Genomic DNA, 22,021 nt, shown 5'->3' on the forward strand with positions numbered 1-22,021 from the left:
GGGGGCACGACGGCCCCCGTTAAGTGTCGAAAGCATCATCACCACGCGACCCGGAAACCGGCCTGTGCGGCGAAATTGTGGTAACGGGCGGCCATCGTGCTGCCCAGATTGAAGCGGAACTGGACATTGCCGCGCGTCACCGCGCCGCGCAGATCCAACCGTGCCGCATCCGCAGGCGCCGAGGCGCCCAGCGTCTCGAAGCTGTAGTCAGGCACCCCGGCAAAACCGGCCATCAGCGAACGCTGCGGATCAAAGTCATGCGACCATGCCGCCTTGCCCGCCAGCGTCAGAGTGGTGCTGCCGCCCAGATCGAAGTTGCGGCCCAGATCCACGCCCGCAAAGGTCCGGCTGCGCACCATCGCCTCCTTGCCAAAGCCCAGCCCCAGCACCCCGGCCGTTCCTGCCGTGGTCGTCGAGGTTTCGTTGAAGGAAGGCACCGACAGGCGCGTCACATCCAGACTGGCGAAGGGACGCATCTGCAGCGAACCGGTCACGAAATTGCCGGTGATCTGCATCCGGCCCGACAGCGCCTTCATGGTAAAGGCCCCGCGCGCCAGTTCGCTGGTCCCGGGCAGCGCCATCGAGCGCGTATAGGTCGTGGCATAGTTGCTGTAGACCAGATCGGCCCCCAGCGACAAAGGCCCGACATTTGTGCCCAGATAGCCGCCCGCGCTGAACGAAGTGATCCGTCCGCCCGTGCCGACCCCGCCCACGCGGAAGTTCTGCGGATCGCCCGCCACGCTGATCCCGGCCACGGTGTTGCGGCCAAGGCGGATATCCCAGCCGCCCTGAAGGGCATAGCCGTTGGTCTCCACATCATGCGTGCCATTGGCCCCGCGCACGGTTTCATTGCCGCCCGTCATGGTCAGCCACAGATTGCCGAAGCGCTCGATGGGCTTGCCCGGACCACCATCCAGCAGGCGCGATTCACGCTGAAGCGAAATCGCATCGTGGAAATTGGTCGAGACGGCAAAGGCCGCCGTCTTGGCCGCCACCACGCCCTCCCCGCTCAGACTGTCATAGACCGCGCCCAGCGTGGATACCGTCGGGATCGTCATGATCGTGGCGGCGGTCGGCGCAAAGGCGGCGGTCGGATTGGTCTGGATGCGGTTGATGAGCTGCCCCAGCCGCGCCTGCTGGGCGCTCAGCCCGTTTGGCGCGAATTCGATGACGTAATGCAGCGTCTCGTCATTGGCGTTGGGATAGGTCAGGCTATAGCTGGCCACCGCCGAATTGGGCGCCACCAGCGTCAGCCCGGCATGGCTGGTAATGCCGCCCGCCGCCCGCAGGATCACGATGTCATGCGCGCCCGATTTGGCATAGCCCGGGTTCATCACATTGACATTGACCGTGCCCGCCAGAGCCGCCGTGCCCGATACCGTGACCAGATCGGCGGTGTTGGTGCGCGCGTCGAAATCGCTGCGATAAAGGCTGGTGCCTGTGGTCGCCAGATTGCCGGTAATGGCCAGCGTTTTAACCACATTGGCCCCGCCCGGATCAATCGTGCCGCTGTTGAAGAACGTGCCCGAGCCCAGATTGACCAGCGGCCCGGCCAGGAACACCCCGCCCGCAACGTTGGTCAGGCTGTTATTGCCCGAACCCAGATCAATCGAACCGACGATCGTGCCGGTGTTGGTGATGGCATTGTTGCCCCCGGTGGCGGTGATCACCATGCCGGTCTGGCCATCGGCCGTGGTCAGCGTGCCCGCCGTGGTGATCGTATTATTGGCCCCGCCATGCAGTTGCAGCGCATTGCCGCCCTTGCCGCCGGTGATGGCCACGGTGCCGATGGCGATGTTGATCGCCCCCGCGCCGCTGCCGCCCTCGCTGCCTACAACCAGCGCCGAAGAGCCATTGCCCGTGGTGACGACCGGCGCATTGACCGTCAGGCCCACCGCGCCGCCCGAACCGATCCCGCCCAGCGCGACCGACGTGTTGCCCACAAGGCCGCCGCCGCCGCCGATGGACTGCACCACCACGCCATTGGCCTTGGCCCCGGTGGTGGTGATCGCGCCGCCGACGGTCACGCTGGTCGCGCCGCCATTGCCGCCGCCGCCCGCCGCCGTCTGGACCGCAAGGGTCTGGACCGCGCCGCCGGCGTCCGTTGCCATGGCATTGCCGCCGCCGCCGCCGATGGATTGCACCAACAGGCCGGTTGCCCCCGCCCCGCTGGTGGCGATGCCGCCCGAGGTGGTCAGATTGACCGCGCCGCCATTGCCCGATGCGCCATTGGTCGAACCCAACACCAGAGGCGCCGAGACCGTCGAGCCAAAGCTGTCCACCGTGCCGCCGCCGCCGCCGATGGACTGCACCGAAACGCCGCCCGCACCGATGCCGGTGGTGGTGACATTTCCGGCAAGGTTGAAGCTGATCGCCCCGCCATTGCCGCTGGCCGCGCCGCCGATGCTCGCGCCCGAAACCGCGCCGCTGCCGCCGGTGTTATCCATGGCCGAAACGCCGCCGCCGCCGCCGATGGATTGCAGCGAAACGCCGCTCGCGCCCGCGCCGGTGGTGGAAATGGCCCCGTTCTGGCTCAGCGTGATCGCCCCGCCATTGCCGCCCGCGCCGCCCGTTGCGCCCGAGGCCAGCGTGATGCCGCCCGCGCCAATCGCCGCGCCGTTCAGCGAGGTCGCATCGGCCACGCCGCCGCCGCCGCCAATCGACTGGACCACCAGACCCGAGGCCAACTTGCCCGTGGTGCTGATCGCGCCGGTCGATGTGGTGAAGGTGATGTCGCCGCCATCGCCCTGTGTGGTCTGCGATCCGCCCGTGGCCAGATTCATGGCCGAGGCCGAACCTGTGGTCACACCCAGCGCCAGCGAACCCACGCCGCCGCCGCCGCCAACGCTCTGCGCCAGCAGGCCATAGGCCGAAATGCCTGTGGTGCTGATCGCGCCGGAATTGGCGATGGTGACCGACTGGCCGCTGCCCGCCGAGGTGGAGGTGCCGCCGACCGTCGTGGTCCATGCCGAATTGCCCGACCCCAGCGTGACATCGCCCGTCACGCCCTCAATGCCGCCGCCGCCGCCAACGCTCTGCGCGACAAAGCCGATGGCCCCCGCGCCGCCGGTGCCGATGGGATTGGCATTGGTCAGATCAACGACATTGCCATCGCCCGTGACCCCGCCGCTGCCGCCGACCGCCAGCGTGACACCGCCCCCGCCCACCGAGAGCGGATCGGGCACCGAGATCGCGCCATTGCCGCCGCCCGCGCCAATCGCCTGCGCCAGCAAGCCATAGGACAAAGCGCCCGCCGTGCGGATCGTGCCGCCCGACAGATTGACAATGACCTGACCCTGCGTGCCGGTAATACCATTGCCCTGCGCGCCAAGGCGCAGGCTGAGCGCGTCGAACGAGCCGGTCTGAGCCGCGATGGCAAAGGCCGACTGGCCGCCGCCGCCCGCGATGGATTGCGCCAGCACCGCGACCGAATCGTCGCCCAGCGTGGTGATCGAACCCGTCGAAGTAACGGTGACATTGCCGCCGTTGCCGCCCGCGCCGCCCGAACCGCCAAGCTGGTTGCCCAGCGTGCCGCCCGATGCGGCAAGGCTGCCCGAAAAGCCGCCCGCGCCGCCGCCGCCGCCGATCGACTGGGCCAGAACGCCCACCGATGCCGCGCCTTCGACCACGATCGATCCGGTGTTGCTCACCGTCACCACGCCGCCGTTGCCGCCGCCGCCGCCCGCGCCGCCCAGCGCCGAGGTCAAACCGCCGCTGCCTTCGGCCAGAGTGCCCGACACCGCCATGCCCGCAACGCCGCCGCCGCCGCCAACCGACTGGGCAAACACGCCATAGGAAAGGTTGCCCTTGGCATTGATCAGGCCGCTGTTGGTGATGGTGACATCGCCCGCGCTGCCGCCTGCGCCGCCCGTGCCGCCGATCGAGGTGGCCGTGCCCGAGCCCGAAGAGCCCGAACCGGCAATCGAGAAGCCGCCAAGGCCGCCGCCGCCGCCCACGCTTTGCGCAAACACGCCGATGGAATTGTCGGACAGCGTCTGAACCAGCCCGGTGTTGGCCACCGAAACCACGCCGCCCGTGCCGCCGCCGCCGCCTTCGCCGCCGACCGATTGGGCAATCGCCCCGCCGCTGCCGATGGTCAGGCCGCCCGCAAAGCCGCCCGCGCCGCCGCCGCCGCCCACGCTTTGCGCAAACACGCCCACCGATCCCGCGCCCTTGGCCTGCACCGCGCCGTCATTGGTCACGCCCACAAGGCCCCCATCGCCGCCGCCGCCCCCGGCGCCCGCGCCAAGGCTGGAATTGGCCGAACCACTGGTGGCCAGCGTACCGGTCACGGCAAAGCCGCCCTTGCCGCCGCCGCCGCCCACGCTCTGAGCATAGACGCCATAGGAGAGCGCGCCATCGGCCACGATGGTCGCCCCGCCGGCATTGCTGACGCTGACCGCGCCGCCTTCGCCGCCGGCCCCGCCCATGCCGCCAATCGCGTTGGACAGGCTGCCCACGCCGCCGCCCGCCGCCAGCGAGAAGCCGCCGACACCGCCGCCGCCGCCGATGCTCTGGGCATAGACGCCCACCGCATTTGCGCCGCCGGTATGAATCTGGCCCGTGTTGGTGATGCTCACCGCGCCGCCCATGCTGGCCGCACCGCCGTCGCCGCCAATGGCCGAGCCGAACGTGCTGCCGCCCGCCGCGCTGAGCGCACCGGCAAAGCCGCCCGCGCCACCGCCGCCGCCCACCGACTGGGCAAAGACCGCGATGGCCCCTGCGCCTTCGGTGTCCACCGTGCCCGCGTTGGTCAGGGTGATCGCGCCGCCGATACCGCCGCCGCCGCCCGCGCCGCCGCCGATGGTCGAGCGCGCATCGCCGCCCAGCGCCACCGTGCCGCCCGCCGCAAAGCCGCCATTGCCGCCGCCGCCGCCCACACTCTGCGCCTGAATGCCATAGGCAAAGGCGCCCAGAGTCGAGATCGCGCCCGCGCTGCTGTTGGTGATGGTGATAGCGCCGCCAAGCCCGCCTGCCCCGCCGCTGCCGCCGATCACATCGGCCAGCGAACCGGCCTGCGAAGCGCCGGCGCCCACGGCAAAGCCGCCCACGCCGCCGCCGCCGCCGATGCTCTGCGCCAGAATGGCGCTGGCCATCTGGCCGCTGGTGGCCACAATACCGCTGTTGTCCAGCGTCAGGACGCCGCCTGCCCCGCCAGCCCCGCCAGCCCCGCCAACGCTTGAACCAAGCGCCTGACCCGAAGCCGCGATGCCGCCGCCCGCGGCAAAGCCGCCCGCGCCGCCGCCGCCGCCGATGCTCTGTGCAAAGACCGCGATGGAATCGTCGCCCGCTGTGCCGATCTGGCCAAGGTTGGACAGCGTGACCGCTGCGCCCTTGCCGCCAGCGCTGCCGCCGCCGCCGCCAACGCTTGATGTCGCATCGCCACCAAGGGTCAGCGCACCGCCTGCGGTAAAGCCGCCCGCGCCGCCGCCGCCGCCAACCGACTGCGCAAAGACCGCGTAGGACAGCTTGCCCGTGGTGGAAATTTTGCCATCCGCCGCGTTGGAGAGCGAGACGAGGCCGCCATCGCCGCCGCCGCCGCCCGTGCCGCCCACGATATTGGCCGCGCTATCCGCCTGCGCGCCCGCGCCGCCCACGGAGAATCCGCCAGCACCGCCGCCGCCGCCCACGCTCTGCGCAAAGACCGCATCGGCATTGTCGCCCGTGGTGGCAATGATCCCGCTGGAGGTCAACGTGACCTGACCCCCGGCGCCGCCCGCGCCGCCCGCGCCGCCGACCGTGTTGGCCGCCGCGCCGCCGCCCGACAGGCCGCCGCCCGCCGCAAAGCCGCCCGCGCCGCCGCCGCCGCCAACCGACTGGCCAAACACCGCAATGGCGCTGGCCCCGGCCGTCGTGATCGAACCGGCATTGGTCAGATCAACCTTGCCGCCCGCGCCGCCGCCGCCCGCCGATCCGCCGCCCACGGTCGAGCTGGCATCGCCTGACAGGCCCACCGCGCCGCCTGCGGCAAAGCCGCCGCTGCCGCCGCCGCCGCCCACGCTCTGCGCATAGACGCCATAGGAGAACAGGCCGCTGGTGGCGACCGAACCGGTCGCCGTATTGCCCACGCTGACGATACCGCCCGCGCCGCCGCCGCCGCCGCTGCCACCCACGATATTGGCTGCGCTATCCGCCTGCGCGCCCGCGCCGCCGACACTGAAGCCGCCGACACCGCCGCCGCCGCCGATGCTCTGGGCATAGATCGCGGTCGAATTGGCGCCCAGCGTTTCGATCAGGCCCGCATTGGCCACCGAGGCATTGCCGCCCGCGCCGCCTGCGCCGCCCGTGCCGCCGATCACATCGCTGGCCGCGCCGCCGCTGGCCGAAAGGCCGCCGCCCGCGGCAAAGCCGCCCTGGCCGCCGCCGCCGCCCACCGATTGGGCAAAGACCGCCAGCGAATTGTCGCCCGCCGTGCCCACGGTGCCACCATTGCTCACGCTGACCACGCCGCCCGCGCCGCTGCCGCCACCCGTGCCGCCAATCGCATTGGCCGCCGCATCCGCCTTGGCCAGACCGCCCGACACGGAGAAGCCGCCCGCGCCGCCGCCGCCGCCGATGCTCTGGGCAAAGATGGCCGTGGCATTCGCGCCCAGCGTGATGACCGATCCGGTGGTGGCCAGATCGACCACGCCGCCCGCGCCGCCGCCGCCGCCATTGCCGCCCACGCTATTGGATTGTGCGCCGCCATTGGCGGCCAGACCGCCCGACACGGCAAAACCGCCTGCGCCGCCGCCGCCGCCAACCGACTGGGCAAAGACGGCGATAGAGCCATCGCCCGCCGTGCCGATAGTGCCGCCATTGGTAAAGGTGATCGCGCCGCCGCTGCCGCCTGCGCCGCCGCTGCCCGCGCCGATGCTCGAACTGGCCCCGCCATCGACCGTCAGCCCGCCGCCTACGGCAAAGCCGCCGCTGCCGCCGCCGCCGCCGATGCTCTGGGCATAGACGCCATAGGACAGAGTGCCCATCGTCAATACCGATCCGGTGGCGGTGTTGGCAAAGCTGATCGCGCCGCCATTGCCGCCGCCGCCGCCCGTGCCGCCCACGGTTTCGGTGGCCGAACCCGCCTGCGCGCCCGCGCCGCCGACGCTGAAGCCGCCAACGCCGCCGCCGCCGCCGATGCTCTGGGCATAGACCGCCGTGGCATTATCGCCCAGCGTGGTGATCGCGCCCGAGCTGGTCAGCGCGATGATGCCGCCCGAACCGCCCGCGCCGCCGGCGCCGCCGATGCTGTTGGCCTGCGCCCCGCCGTTGACAGTCAACCCGCCCCCGGCCGCAAAGCCGCCGGCGCCGCCGCCGCCGCCCACCGACTGAGCAAAGACCGCGATGGAGCCTGCGCCCACCGTGCCGATGGCGCCGCCATTGTTGAAAGTGATCCGGCCACCGGCACCGCCGCCGCCCGCCGATCCGCCGCCCACCACCGATGTCGCATCATCATCGACGCCCAGCGCGCCGCCTGCGGCAAAGCCGCCCTTGCCGCCGCCGCCGCCAACGCTCTGCGCATAAACGCCATAGGACAGTGCGCCCAGCGTGGTGACCGCACCGCCATCGGCATTGTCCACCTCAACATCGCCGCCTGCGCCACCGCCGCCGCCTTCGCCGCCGACATTGCTGGCCGCGCTCTTGGCCTTGGACAGCGCGCCGCCGGCCGAGAAGCCGCCAACGCCGCCGCCGCCGCCAACGCTCTGGGCAAAGATCGCCGTGGCGTTCGCGCCCTCGGTCTGAACCGCGCCCGATGTAGTGATCGAGACAAGACCACCCGCGCCGCCAGCGCCGCCGCTGCCGCCCACCGTGTCGGAGGCCGCGCCGCCCTGCGCCGTCAAGCCGCCGCCTGCGGCAAAGCCGCCCTGACCGCCGCCGCCGCCGACCGACTGGGCAAAGATCGCCTGCGCGCCCGCGCCCTTGGTGGCGATCAGGCCCGCATTATCGACATGCACCGCGCCGCCGGCCCCGCCGCCGCCGCCATTGCCGCCGCCAACCGAAGAGGTCGCGTCGGCATCCACCGTCAACGCGCCGCCCGCCGAGAAACCGCCAGCACCGCCGCCGCCGCCGATGCTCTGCGCATAGACGCCGTCGGCCATCGTGCCCACCGTGGTGATGATGCCGGTGCCGTTCGACACGGTGACATCGCCGCCCGCGCCGCCGCCGCCGCCATTGCCGCCCACGCTGTTGGCCACCGCCCCCGCGCGCGAGGCCGCCGCGCCCACGGCAAAGCCGCCAGCACCGCCGCCGCCGCCCACGCTCTGGGCAAAGACCGCCGTGGCATTGGCGCCCAGCGTGCTGATCGCGCCGGTCGAAGCGACCGAAACGATGCCGCCCGCGCCCGCACCGCCGCCCGATCCGCCCGTGACGTTCGAGATGCCGCCGCCCTGCGCGCTGATGCCGCCGCCTGCGGCAAAGCCGCCTTGGCCGCCGCCGCCGCCGACCGACTGCGCAAAGACGCCCAGCGCATTGTCGCCGCTGGTTTCGATGCTGCCGCCATTGGTCACGCCGATCAGGCCGCCATCGCCGCCGCCGCCGCCCGATCCGGCGCCCACCTTCGATGCCGTATCGCCATTGATCGCCAGCGCGCCGCCTGCGGCAAAGCCGCCCTGACCGCCGCCGCCGCCGATGGATTGCGCATAGACGCCATCGGAGAAAGCGCCCGAGGTACGGATCGCGCCGCCGGTGGCATTGTCCACCGTGACATCCCCGCCCGCGCCGCCCGCGCCGCCATCGCCGCCCACCACGTTGGACGCGCCATCGCTGTTGGCCGCCGCCGCGCCCGCCGAGAAGCCGCCAACGCCGCCGCCGCCGCCAACGCTCTGGGCAAAGACCGCCGTAGCATTGACGCCCAGCGTTTCGATCAGCCCGCCATTATGCACCGAGACAGCGCCGCCCGTGCCGCCGCCCGCGCCTGCGCCGCCCACCGAATTGCTGGTGGCCGCGCCATTGGCCGACAGGCCGCCCGACACGGCAAAGCCGCCGGACCCGCCGCCGCCGCCCACCGATTGGGCCAGCACCGCCACCGAGCCATCGCCCATCGTGCCGATGGCGCCATCGGTGGTGATCGTCACCGCGCCTGCGCTGCCGCCTGCGCCGCCCGATCCCGAGCCGACATGCGAATCCACCCCGCCATCGAGCGAAAGGCCCGCGCCCACGGCAAAGCCGCCCGCGCCGCCGCCGCCGCCGATCGACTGCGCCTGAACCGCATTCGAAAGCGCGCCCTTGGTGACAATCGTACCGCCCGCAATATTGACGACATCGACCGCGCCCGCAGAACCGGCCGCACCACCATCGCCGCCCACGCTCTGGCTGGCCGTCTCGCCCTTGGCCAGCGCGCCGCCGACCGCAAAGGCCCCGCGCCCGCCGCCGCCGCCGATGGATTGCAGCAGCACCGCCGCCGACTGATCCGCCTGCGTCAGGATCGAACCGGCGTTGAACAGGCGCACGTCGCCCGCATTGCCGCCCGAACCGCCACCCCCGCCAATGCTGCTCGACAGCGTGCTGCCCGTGCCGCCCGCGATGCCGGCGCCTGCGGCAAAACCGCCCGCGCCGCCGCCGCCGCCGATGCTCTGCGCAAAGACCGCCGTGGCGCCGATGCCATTGGTTTCGATCTGCGAATAATTGTTGACCGCCACGGTCGAGCCATCGCCCGCCGCGCCGCCAGCGCCCCCGCCGATCGAGGAGTTGGCCCCGTCCTTGAGCGAAAGCGCACCGCCCGCCGCAAAGCCGCCATTGCCGCCGCCGCCGCCGATGCTCTGGGCAAAGACCGCATAGCCAAAGGCGCCATTGGTGAGGATTGTGCCGGTGCTGCCATTGGCCACCTCGACACCACCGGCATTGCCGCCCGCGCCGCCGCTGCCGCCCACCGCATCGCTGGCCGCCTTGGCCTGAGACGCCGCCGCGCCCAGCGAGAAGCCGCCCGCGCCGCCGCCGCCGCCGATGCTCTGCGCCATGATCGCCACAGAGCGGTCACCATTCACCTGCACATCGCCGGTATTGACCACCTTAACGTGATCGGCATCGCCGCCCACGCCGCCCGATCCGCCCAGCGCATTGCTGATCGCCGAATTGGTCGAGGAAATGGCGAAGGAACCGGCAAAGCCGCCCTGACCGCCGCCGCCGCCGATGGATTGCGCCACGATGCCCGCCGAGCCGGCGGTAAAGGCATAGACCTGACCGGCGTTGAACACGGTGACCGTGCCCGCGTTCTGGCCGGTACCGCCGCGCCCGCCCGTGGCCGAAGAGGCCGCGCCTTCGCCCAGCGCCATCGTGCCCGAGGCTGCAAAGCCGCCCGCACCGCCGCCACCGCCGATCGACTGGGCCAGAATGCCGTCCGACAGATCGCCATGGGTCTGGATGATCGCGCTGCTGAACACCAGCACATCACCGCCCACGCCGCCATTGCCGCCCGCGCCGCCCGTGACATCGGTGGCCCCCGTGCCGTTCGAGGCAAAGCCCGCGCCCAGCGAGAAGCCACCCTGGCCGCCGCCGCCGCCGATGGATTGCGCCACCACCGCCGCCGAATTGTTGCCCAGCGTGCCGACCTGTCCGGTCAACGTCAGCGTGACATTGCCCGCATCCGACCCCACGCCGCCATTGCCGCCCACCGAGCTGCTGGCCGCGCCGCCGCCAAGGGCCGCCGCCAGACTGCCCGAAAAGCCGCCCGCGCCGCCGCCGCCGCCGATCGACTGGGCCAGCACCGCATTGGCCACATCACCATGGGTCAGGATCTGGCCGCCCGAGGTGACCGTGACATTGCCCGCCGAATTGCCCGCGCCGCCCGCGCCGCCCACGCTGTCCGAAGCGCCGCCCGCGCTGGTCGAGAGCGCGCCCGAGATCGAGAAGCCACCCGCGCCGCCGCCGCCGCCGATGGATTGCGCAACGATGCCCCGGCTGTGGTCGCCATAGATGTTGAGCAGGCCCATCGAGGACACCGACACATCCGCGCCGCGCCCCGCCGAACCGCCCGCGCCGCCCGTCGAACTGGCCGCCGCATCGGCCGAGGATGTGGTCAGACCCGCCGCGACCGAAAAGCCGCCCTGACCGCCGCCGCCGCCGATGGATTGCGCGGTGATGGCCGCCGAATTGGCGCCATGGGTAAAGATATTGCCGATATTATCGACCGAAACGGCATCGGCATCGCCCGCCGCGCCGCCCGAGCCGCCGCCCACGCCCGAGGTGGCCGCGCCCTTGACCGAGAGCGCACCGCCCACGCCAAAGCCGCCCGAGCCGCCGCCGCCGCCCACGCTCTGCGCCAGAATCGCGCCCGACTGGTCGCTCCATGTCTCGATCCCGCCGACATGGCTGACCGTGACCGCGCCCGCATTGCCCGACGAGCCGCCGCCGCCGCCCGTGGTTTCGGCCGAAGTGCCGCCGTCAGAGGACAGCGATGCGCCCACGGCAAAGCCGCCCGCGCCGCCGCCGCCGCCAATCGACTGGGCGATGATCGCCGCCGAGGCCAGGCCGTTGGTGATGATATTGCCATGCAGGCTGACGCTGACCGCGTCCGAATTGCCCGCCGCGCCGCCCAGCCCGCCGCCGGTGCTGGAATTGGCGTCGCCCTGAAGGCTGGCCCCCGCGCCGATGGCAAAGCCGCCCGCGCCGCCGCCGCCGCCCACGCTTTGCGCAAAGACGCCGCGCGCATGGGCCCCGGTGGTTTCGATGTCGCCGGTCATGGTCACAGACACCGCGCCCGCCGCGCCCGATGATCCGCCCGAACCGCCCGAACCGCCCGTGGCATCCGAGGACGCCCCGCCCTGCTGGCTGAGCGCGCCCGAGATCGAGAAGCCGCCGATGCCGCCGCCGCCGCCCACCGATTGGGCCAGCACGCCATTGGCCGCATCGCCATGGGTGCTGATCGACCCGGTTTCCGAAACGGTCACATTGGCGCCCGAACCGGCCGCGCCGCCCGCGCCGCCGCCCACGCTGGACTGGGCGTCATCCTTGAGGCTGGCCCCCGCGCCCACGGCAAAACCGCCCGCGCCGCCGCCGCCGCCAACCGACTGGGCAAAGATGCCGTTGGCCTGAACGCCCTGCGTTGCAATGTCGCCCGTCTGGGCCACCGACACCGAGGACGCATTGCCCCCCGCGCCGCCGCCGCCGCCAACGCTCGAACTGGCCGCTCCGCCCTCTGAGGAGAGGCCCGCGCCGACGCTGAAGCCGCCGCTGCCGCCGCCGCCGCCCACGCTCTGGGCAAAGATGGCGTTCGAATTGAAGCCCTGCGTGGTCAGCAGGCCCGCGCTGGTCACCGAGACCGCGCCCGCATCGCCACCCGTGCCGCCCGAACCGCCGCCGACCGAGGAATTGGCCTGCCCCTTCAGGCTGGCCGCCGCGCCCACGGCAAAGCCGCCGCTGCCGCCGCCGCCGCCGATGCTCTGCGCCAGAATGGCGTCCGAACGCGCACCGATGGTCGAAATATTGCCCGTCTGATTAACGGTGACATCGCCCGACGTGCCGCCGATGCCGCCCTCGCCGCCAATGCTGGTGCTCGACACGGTGCCTTCCGAGGAGAAGCCCGCACCGATGGCAAAGCCACCCGAACCGCCGCCGCCGCCGACAGACTGGGCAAAGATGCCGTTCGCGCCCACACCCTGCGTGACGATCATGCCCGATTGCGTGACCGAAACATTGCCCGAGGTGTTGCCCGCGCCGCCGCCGCCGCCGGTGGCATTGCCGCCAACGCTGGATTCAGCCTCCTTGCCGAGGCTGAGCGCAGCGCCGATGGCAAAGCCGCCATTGCCGCCGCCGCCGCCCACCGATTGCGCCAGAATACCGTTGGCGCCATCGCCCTGCGTGCCGATGGCGCCGCTGCGCGCAATGGTGACATCGCCGCCCGCGCCGCCTGCGCCGCCCGAACCGCCAATCGTGTCATGCGCGGCCGATCCTTGCGAGGAAAAGCCCGCGCCGACCGAGAAGCCGCCCTGACCGCCGCCGCCGCCCACCGACTGGGCAAAGATGCCCGCCGCGTTGAAGCCGCTCGTGATGATGGTGCCATTGCCGCCGATGGTGACATTGCCCGCGCTGCCTCCGGTGCCGCCCGCACCGCCGCCCACGGTCGAATCCGCATCGCCTTCCAGCGATACGCCAAGGCCGATCGAGAAGCCGCCCGCACCGCCGCCGCCGCCCACGCTCTGCGCAAAGATGCCGTCGGACAGGCGCCCGCTGGTCATGATATTGCCGATGACCGTGACCGCAACATCGTCGGCATTGCCGCCGCCCGCGCCCGATCCGCCCACGCTGGTCGAACTGGACGTGCCCTTGCTGGAGAAGGCCCCGCCGACCGAGAAGCCGCCCGAGCCGCCGCCGCCGCCCACCGATTGGGCATAGACGCCCGCCGCATTGTCGCCCGTGGTGGTGATGTCGCCGGTCTCGCTGACCGTGACCTTGCCGGCATTGCCTGCCGTGCCGCCGCCACCGCCGCCGACCGAGCTGGTCGCGTCGCTGTCGATGGACGCGCCAAGGCCCACGGCAAAGCCGCCGCGACCGCCGCCGCCGCCGATGGATTGCGCCACAATGCCCGCCGCATTGGCCCCGCTGGTGCTGATGCTGCCGTTACGCGTAACGCTGACATCGCCTGCATTGCCCGCGCCGCCGCCGGTGCCGCCCACGCTGTCGCTGGCCGCCGCCGCCTGGCTGGAGAAAGCCGCGCCCACGGAGAAGCCGCCGGTGCCGCCGCCGCCGCCCACGCTCTGCGCAAACACGCCCGAAGCGTTCGCCCCCGTGGTGACAATCACCCCCGAGCCCGACACGGTCACACCGCCCGCATCCGAGCCGGTGCCGCCGCCGCCGCCGCCCACGCTGGAATTGGCATCGCCATCAATGCCGATGGCGCCGCCCACGGCAAAGCCGCCACGACCGCCGCCGCCGCCAATCGACTGGGCAAAGATGCCATTGGCATTGTCGCCATGCGTGCCGATGGCGCTGTCGGCCGCGACCACCACATTGCCCGAGGTCGAGCCCGAACCGCCCTCGCCGCCGACGCTGGTCGAACTGGCCGAACCGCCGCTGTTGGTGAAACCCGCGCCAATGGCAAAGCCGCCGCTGCCGCCGCCGCCGCCCACGCTCTGCGCAAACACACCGTTGGCCGACAGGCCGGTGGTCACGATGGTGCCCTGCGTGGCCACATCGACATCGCCCGCCGTGCCGCCATTCGACCCGGCGCCGCCGCCCACCGAGGATTGCGCCTCACCCTCAAGCGAGAGGCCAAGGCCGATGGCAAAGCCGCCCGAGCCGCCGCCACCGCCCACCGATTGGGCCAGCACGCCATTGGCGTAATTGCCGCTGGTGGTCAGGCCGCCGCTGGTGTTGACACTGACAGTGCCCGCATTGCCGCCGCTGCCGCCGCCGCCGCCCACACTGTCGCTGGTGGAGCCGCCCGATTTCGAGAAGGACGCGCCGATCGAGAAGCCGCCCGAACCGCCGCCGCCGCCAACCGACTGAGCAAAGATGCCGTTCGAACTGTCTTTGCCGGTCTGGATCAAGCCGCTCTGCGTGACCGAAACCGCGCCCGCATTGCCCGCCGTGCCGCCCGCGCCGCCGCCGACCGAGGAGGAGGCATCATCGGTCATCGAGAAAGCGCCGCCCACAGCAAGACCGCCCTTGCCGCCGCCGCCGCCCACGCTTTGCGCGAAAATGCCGTTGGCCTGAACGCCCTGCGTGCCGATGGCGCCGCTGCGGTCGATGGTGACATCGCCCGCATTGCCCGCGCCGCCGCCGCTGCCGCCCACCGATTCGCTGTCCGCGCCTGCATCCTTGGACAGGCCCAGCCCGACCGACAGACCGCCCGTGCCGCCGCCGCCGCCCACGCTCTGCGCCAGCACGCCATTGGCCTGATCGCCGATGGTGGCGATAATGCCGCTGCCCGTAACGGAAACCGTGCCCGCATCAGACCCGGTGCCGCCGCCGCCGCCGCCCACCTTGGACGAGGATTCGCCCGAGATCGACGCGCCAAGCCCCACCGAGAGGCCGCCATTGCCGCCGCCGCCGCCAATCGACTGGGCCAGAATGCCGTTCGAGCCTTGCCCCTGTGTGCCGATGTCGCTGGTGGCCGCCACGGTGACATTGCCCGAGGTCGAACCCGAACCACCCTCGCCGCCGACCACGCTCGATTCCGCGCCGCCTTCCTTGGAGAAAGCGCCGCCCGCAGCAAAGCCGCCCGAGCCGCCGCCGCCGCCAATCGACTGGGCAAAAATGCCATTGGCAATGCCGCCCACCGTGGTGATCGTGCCATTCGTGGTGACCGAAACATTGCCCGATGTGCCGCCCAGCGAGCCTGCGCCGCCGCCCACCGTCGAGGTGGAATCGCCATCTTCCTTGAGCGTCAGCGTGGCGCCCACGCCAAAGCCGCCCTTGCCGCCGCCGCCGCCGACCGATTGGGCAAACACACCGTTCGAGCCCATGCCCTGGGTCGAGACGCCGCCGCTGGTGTCAACCGTAACATCGCCCGCATTGCCGCCGCTGCCGCCGCCGCCGCCCACGACATCCGAAGAGGCCCCGCCATCCTTGGAGAAAGCGCCGCCCACCGAGAAGCCGCCCACGCCGCCGCCGCCACCAACGCTCTGCGCCAGCACGCCGTTCGAGAAAGCGCCCACCGTGGTGATGAGGCCCGTATTGGCCACCGAGACCGCATCGGCATTGCCCGCCGTACCGCCCGCGCCGCCGCCCACCGAGGAATCAGCGTCCTTCTTCAACGAAACGCCCGCGCCCACGGCAAAGGCACCATTGCCGCCGCCGCCGCCCACCGACTGAGCAAAAATGCCGTTGGCCGTCGCGCCCAGCGTCGAAATGCCGCCGATATTGGTGACCGAAACGGTCGAGGCATTGCCCGCCGCCCCGCCGCCGCCGCCGACCTGGTTGCTGGTGGCGTCCGAATCGGCCGAGAAAGCCCCGCCAATGGCAAAGCCGCCATTGCCGCCGCCCCCGCCCACCGACTGGGCCAGAATGCCGTTGGAACCCGTACCCTGCGTGACCACCGAATAGCCCGCGATCAACGGGTTGGCGCCCAGATCGGCGCTGACCGTGACCGCTCCGGCATCATTGCCCGCGCCGCCCAGGCCACCGATGCCCTGCGTATTGGCCCCGCCCTTTTGCGAAAGCGAGGCGGCAATCGAAAAGCCGCCATTGCCGCCGCCGCCGCCAACGCTCTGGGCAAAGATGCCGTTGGACAGGTTGCCCTGCGTGGCCACGGTGCCGGTGCTCTGCACCGAAACATCGCCCGCAAGACCGCCATCGCCGCCCGCGCCGCCGTAATTGCGGCCGATCGACTGGCCCTTGATCGATCCGGTGACCGTCAGGCTGAACCCGCCATTGCCGCCGCCGCCGCCAATCGACTGCGCCTCGATGCCATCGGCATTGTTGCCCAGCGTGGTGATATTGCCGACCGAGACCAGATCGACATTGCCCGCCGCATTGCCCGTGCCGCCCGTGCCGCCGATGCCCACGCCCACGGCATTGCCCTGCGACAGCGAGAGCGCACCCGAAAAGCCGCCATTGCCGCCGCCGCCGCCAACGGATTGCGCAAACAGGCCGACCGAACTGTCGCCAGTGGTGGCCACATCGCCGGTGCTGCCCAGATGGACATTGCCCGCCGTGGCGCCAAGCCCGCCCTGACCGCCGACGGCCACGGCTGCGGCCACGCCGCTGCTGTTGAAAGTGATCGAGCCGGAAATGGCAAAGCCGCCATTGCCGCCGCCCCCGCCCAGCGACTGGGCCAGAACGCCATAGGCCTGAATGCCGGTGGTCTGGATATTGCCCGCCGAATCGACCGAGACATCGCTGCCCTTGCCGCCATTGCCGCCGGCGCCGCCCAGCGACAGGCTGGGCGCGGCATATTGCGCACCCGCCACCGAAACCGAGAAGCCGCCATTGCCGCCGCCGCCGCCCAGCGACTGCGCGACTATGCCATTGGCCATGATGCCGCTGGTGCCGATATCACCGGTGCTCGACACGGTGACCGTGCCCGCATCACCGCCCTGTCCGGCACCGCCGCCAAACGAGAGCGCCGCGGCCCCATATTGCGCGCCCGCGCCGCTGAAGGCGAAACCGCCATTGCCGCCGCCCCCGCCAACGCTTTGCGCGAAAATGCCGTTGGACTGATCGCCCAGCGTGCGGATCATGCCGATCGTGCTGGCCGTGACATTGCCCGCATTGCCCGCGCCGCCGCCCGCACCGCCAAAGCCCATCGAGAGCGCGCCATATTGCGCCCCGCCCGCCGCGATGGAAAAGCCGCCATTGCCGCCGCCGCCGCCAACGCTCTGTGCCTCGATGCCGTTGGACATCTGCGATGCGGTCGAAATGTCGCCGGTGCTGCTCAGATCAACATCGCCCGCATCGCCGCCGCCGCCCGCGCCGCCGCCAAAGGACAGCGAGGCCGTGCCGTATTGCGCGCCCGCAAGGCTGGCCGAAAAGCCGCCGTTGCCGCCGCCGCCGCCCAGCGATTGGGCGAACAGGCCCGCCGATTGGGCGCCCTGCGTGATCACCGTCCCGGTGCTGGTCAGGCTGGCGCTACCCGCATTGCCGCCGCCGCCGCCCGCGCCGCCAAAGCCGAGTGCCAGCGAGCCATATTGCGCGCCCGCCGCCGCCACCGACCAGCCGCCATTGCCGCCGCCCCCGCCAATCGACTGCGACTGCGCGCCCGCGCTGAAATCTCCGATGGTGGTGATATTGCCCGCATTGGTCAGGCTGGAAGACCCCGCCGACGCACCATTGCCCGCACCGCCGCCAAAGGACAGCGCCGCCGCGCCAAATTGCGCGCCCGCCGCCGCCACGGAAAAGCCGCCGTTGCCGCCGCCGCCGCCCACGCTCTGCGCGAACAGACCCTGCGCATTGGCGCCCGTGGTGGACACGGTGCCGGTCGAATCGAGCGAGACATTGCCCGAAATGCCGCCGCTGGCTCCCTTGCCGCCAAAGCCCAGCGAGACGGCCCCGAACTGGGCCCCCGCCGCGCTGATGGCAAAGCCGCCATTGCCGCCGCCCCCGCCCACCGACTGCGCCCGCGCGCCGGTCGAGAAATCGCCGCTGGTGGTCAGGTCACCGTTGCTGGTGACGCCGACATTGCCCGATGTACCGCCATTGCCGCCATCGCCGCCCACCGCCACGCTGAGCGCGCCAAACTGGCCGCCCGACAGCGCGATGGCAAAGCCGCCATTGCCGCCGCCCCCGCCCAGCGACTGGGCGAGAATGGCGTCGGAATTGGCGCCATTGGTGGAAACCGCACCGCTGCTGCCCAGCGTGACCGTGCTGCCATCACCGCCATTGCCGCCGCCGCCGCCAAAGCTCAGGCTGGCCCCGCCGCCCTGACCGCCCGCCGCGGTGACCACGCCGCCGCCATTGCCGCCGCCGCCGCCAACGCTCTGCGCAAACAGGCCCTGCGCGCTGCCGCCATTGGTGCTGACATTGCCGGTGCTGCTGAGCGTGACGGCCGCGCCATTGCCGCCATTCGCGCCCGCGCCGCCAAAGCCCAGGCTGACCCCGCCGGCCCAGCCGCCCGAGGCCGAAGCGGCAAAGCCGCCATTGCCGCCGCCCCCGCCCACCGATTGCGCCATCGCGCCAAAGGATGTCACGCCGCTGGTGGAAATATCGCCCACGCTGGAAACATTGACCGTGCCCGCATTGCCGCCATTCGCGCCCGCGCCGCCAAACGAGGCCGCGATGCCGCCGATTCCGCCGCCCGCGCCCGACACCGAAAAGCCGCCATTGCCGCCGCCGCCGCCGATGGACTGGGCAAAGATGCCCGAGGAGGAATTGCCGTTTGTCGACAGATCGCCGCTTGAGGCAACCGTAACCGCCTTGCCCGCGCCGCCATTGCCGCCAGCGCCGCCAAAGGTCAGGCTGGCCCCGCCGATTGCGCCGCCTGCAAGACCCACGGCAAAGCCGCCATTGCCGCCGCCGCCGCCCACGCTTTCGGCAAAGATCGCGTCCGACTGGGTGCCCTGCGTGGCAATCGTGCCCACCGAGGTGACATTGACGGTCGAAGCATCCGAACCTGCGCCGCCAGCGCCGCCAAAGGTGGAGTTGACCGCGCCCAGCCCCACGCCGCCGCTGGCCGCAAAGCCGCCGTTGCCGCCGCCGCCGCCAACGCTCTGCGCAAAGATGCCGCGCGACTGATTATCGCCGGTGGTGATATCGGTGTGGCTGTTGACCAGAACCGAGCCGCCCGTGCCGCCAACGCCGCCCGCGCCGCCAAAGCCCATGGTGAAGCTGGCGCCCAGCGAGACACCTGCGGCCACAGAAAAGCCGCCATTGCCGCCGCCGCCGCCCACCGAACTGGCGTAAATGCCGTCCGATTGCGTGCCCTGCGTGGTGATCGAACCGGCAAGGCCGACGATCACATTATTGCCCGAACCGCCATTGCCGCCCGTGCCGCCGAAGGCCATCGACACCGTTGCGCCCAGCCCCGCCGAGGCCGAAACCGCAAAGCCGCCGTTGCCGCCGCCGCCGCCCACGCTCTGGGCGAAAAGCCCGCGCGAACGGTCGCCGGTGGTATAGATCGTGGTGTTGCCAAGGTTGCTCTGAATGCCGGTGCAGCCTGCATTGGCATTGACGCAGACCAGCCCGCCCGCGCCGCCATTGCCGCCCGTGCCGCCAAAGGCCGCGCTGGCAAACAGACCGCCCGAGATCGCGCCGCCGCCGTTGCCGCCGCCGCCGCCCACAGCCTGGGCAAAGATTGCGGCGGAATTGTCGCCGCCGGTGCTGATGCTGCCGGTGTCGCCGATGCTCACCCGACCCGCATTGCCGCCTGCGCCGCCGCCGCCGCCCATCGCCACCGTGCCGCCCGAGCCGCCGCCATTGCCGCCGCCCCCGCCCACGGATTGGGCAAAAATGCCCATCGAGGCCTCGCCCGAGGTGCTGATCGCGCCGGAATTGAGCACGGTGACATTACCGCCAACGCCGCCCTGCGCGCCGCTGCCGCCCAGCGAGAGCAGGCCGGTCGAGGTGCCGCCATTGCCGCCGCCGCCGCCTACGGACTGGGCGAAAATGCCGGTCGATCCGGTGCCGCCCGTGGCGATGGAGCCGCTGTTATTGACCGAAACCGTGCCGCCCGCGCCGCCGCCGCCGCCCTTGCCGCCAAGGCTGATCAGGCCGATGGACGCGCCGCCATCGCCGCCCCCGCCGCCGATCGACTGAGCGAAAATGCCGATGGAGCCGATATTGGCCGTGGTTATCGCCCCGCCGTTGACCACCGAGACCGTGCCGCCCGGACTGGTGTTCGAACCGCTGCCGCCGATGGCGCCGATGCCCACCGATGCGCCGCCGTTGCCGCCGCCGCCGCCAACGCTCTGCGCATAGATGCCATTGGCAAACTGGCCATAGGTGCGGATGACACCATCATTGACGATGGATACCGCCCCGCCCGAGCCGCCGCCCGCGCCCGAGCCGCCCAGCCCGACCAGACCTACCGAGGTCGAACCGTTGCCGCCGCCGCCGCCGATCGATTGAGCCATCAGGCCGTTGGCATAATTGCCATGGGTTTCGGTAAGGGCCGTGCTGTCAGCGGTGATCGAGGCCGAGCCGCCGCTGCCGCCGCCGCCGCCCGATCCGCCCAGCGCGACAAGGCCCGCGCTTGTGCCCGCATCGCCGCCCGATCCGCCAATGGATTGCGCCAATACGCCATGCGCGGCAATGCCGGTGGTCTTGACGATGCCGTTCTGGTTGACCTGAACCGTGCCGCCATTGCCGCCAAAGCTGCCCGAACCGGGGTCGGAAACGATCGAGGCATAGCTGCTGCCGCCGCTGCCCGCCGAGCCGCCAAGGCTCTGCGCGTAAATACCGATGGAGCCGGCGCCCTGAGACGGATTCTGGGCCGTACCATTGGCGTTGAGCAGCAGATTGCCATTGGCATCGACATCGCCGGTCAGCACCGATCCGGTGTTGGTGACCGTGGCATTGCCGCCAACGCCGGGCGCACCGCCCGCGCTGCCGCCGGAGGAAAACAGGAAGCCATCGCCCCCCGAGCCGCCCTTGCCGCTGATACTGGACACAAGGATGCCATAGCTGCCCTGACCCGTGGTCTTGACGCCTGCGGCATTGGTGAAATTGACATTGCCGCCGCGCCCGGCCGAACCGCCGCTGCCGCCGCTGGCGCCCAGATAGCCGTCGCCGCCGCTGCCGCCATTGCCGCCGATGCTCTGGACGATGATCGCATGCACGCGGTCGCCGCTGGTGGCGATGTTGGGGCCGCTGTAGGTGTCGGTGATGTTGGGCCCATTGGCGCCATCGCCGCCATCGCCGGCCGAAACGAACAGCGCGCCCGCATGGCCGTTGCCGCCGCTTCCGCCGCGCTGAATGTTATAATAACCGCCGCCCGAATAGCTGAGCGTGGTCGAGCCGGTTCCGTTGCTGGCCGGGGCGACCGAGGTGACGACATGGGTGGTCGAACTGACCGAATTGGAATCGAGCAGGGTGACATCGGTCACCGCGCCGCCGGTGCCGGTGGTGACGGCCGTGACGGTGTAGGTGACGCCCGAAACGGTGAAGCTCTGGCCAACGGTGGTGGCCACGAAGACCTGATTGTTGGCCGACGTCGTGACCGAGGCAGGCGGATTTTGCGAGGTGACCGTTTCGTTCTGGCCCGTGTCCGGATTGAACACAGTTTGGCCCACCGCGGGCAGAACAATGGGCGGAGGCGGCGCGGCCCATGCCGGATTGAGCCCCCCGCTGCCCACGGCGATCATCCCGGCCATGACGGTGAGCGAGCTGGCATGGCGCCATGCGGGCGCCTTGCGCTTGCTCGAATGCCCAACCTTGCCACGCGCGTTCGCGCCGACAGCCACTCGACCAAGCCCTTGCATCACGGCCCCCATTTATTGCAGGAATATGTCTGCGCCGCCGCCCTTCGGCCACACATACTTTACCCCCATTGGTTCATTGCTATGACGGTGTGCAGAGTAAGGCAATAGCCAGAATTGGTAGTTTATACTTATCCATCAACACTATCTGGAAACTTTTCGCGCAGGTCGCTGAAAGAGAATTTTTTAAAATATTGATATAATTGAATATTTTTTTATTATGGATTTTTTATCCGCACACGGGCGGGTTCCGC

At 71.1% G+C, this 22,021-nt stretch carries 1 protein-coding gene; it reads right to left on the minus strand.

Annotated features, from left to right (window positions below; translation table 11 throughout):
• Window positions 1-38: 38 nt before the first annotated feature.
• Entirely contained in the window at window positions 39-21,773 is a 21,735-nt protein-coding gene (locus FHW96_RS16045; protein ID WP_172341582.1) for an autotransporter outer membrane beta-barrel domain-containing protein, read from the minus strand.
• Between the last annotated feature and the right edge of the window lie 248 nt (window positions 21,774-22,021).

It is taken from the genome of Novosphingobium sp. SG751A, assembly GCF_013149295.1.
Taxonomy (GTDB): Bacteria; Pseudomonadota; Alphaproteobacteria; order Sphingomonadales; family Sphingomonadaceae; genus Novosphingobium.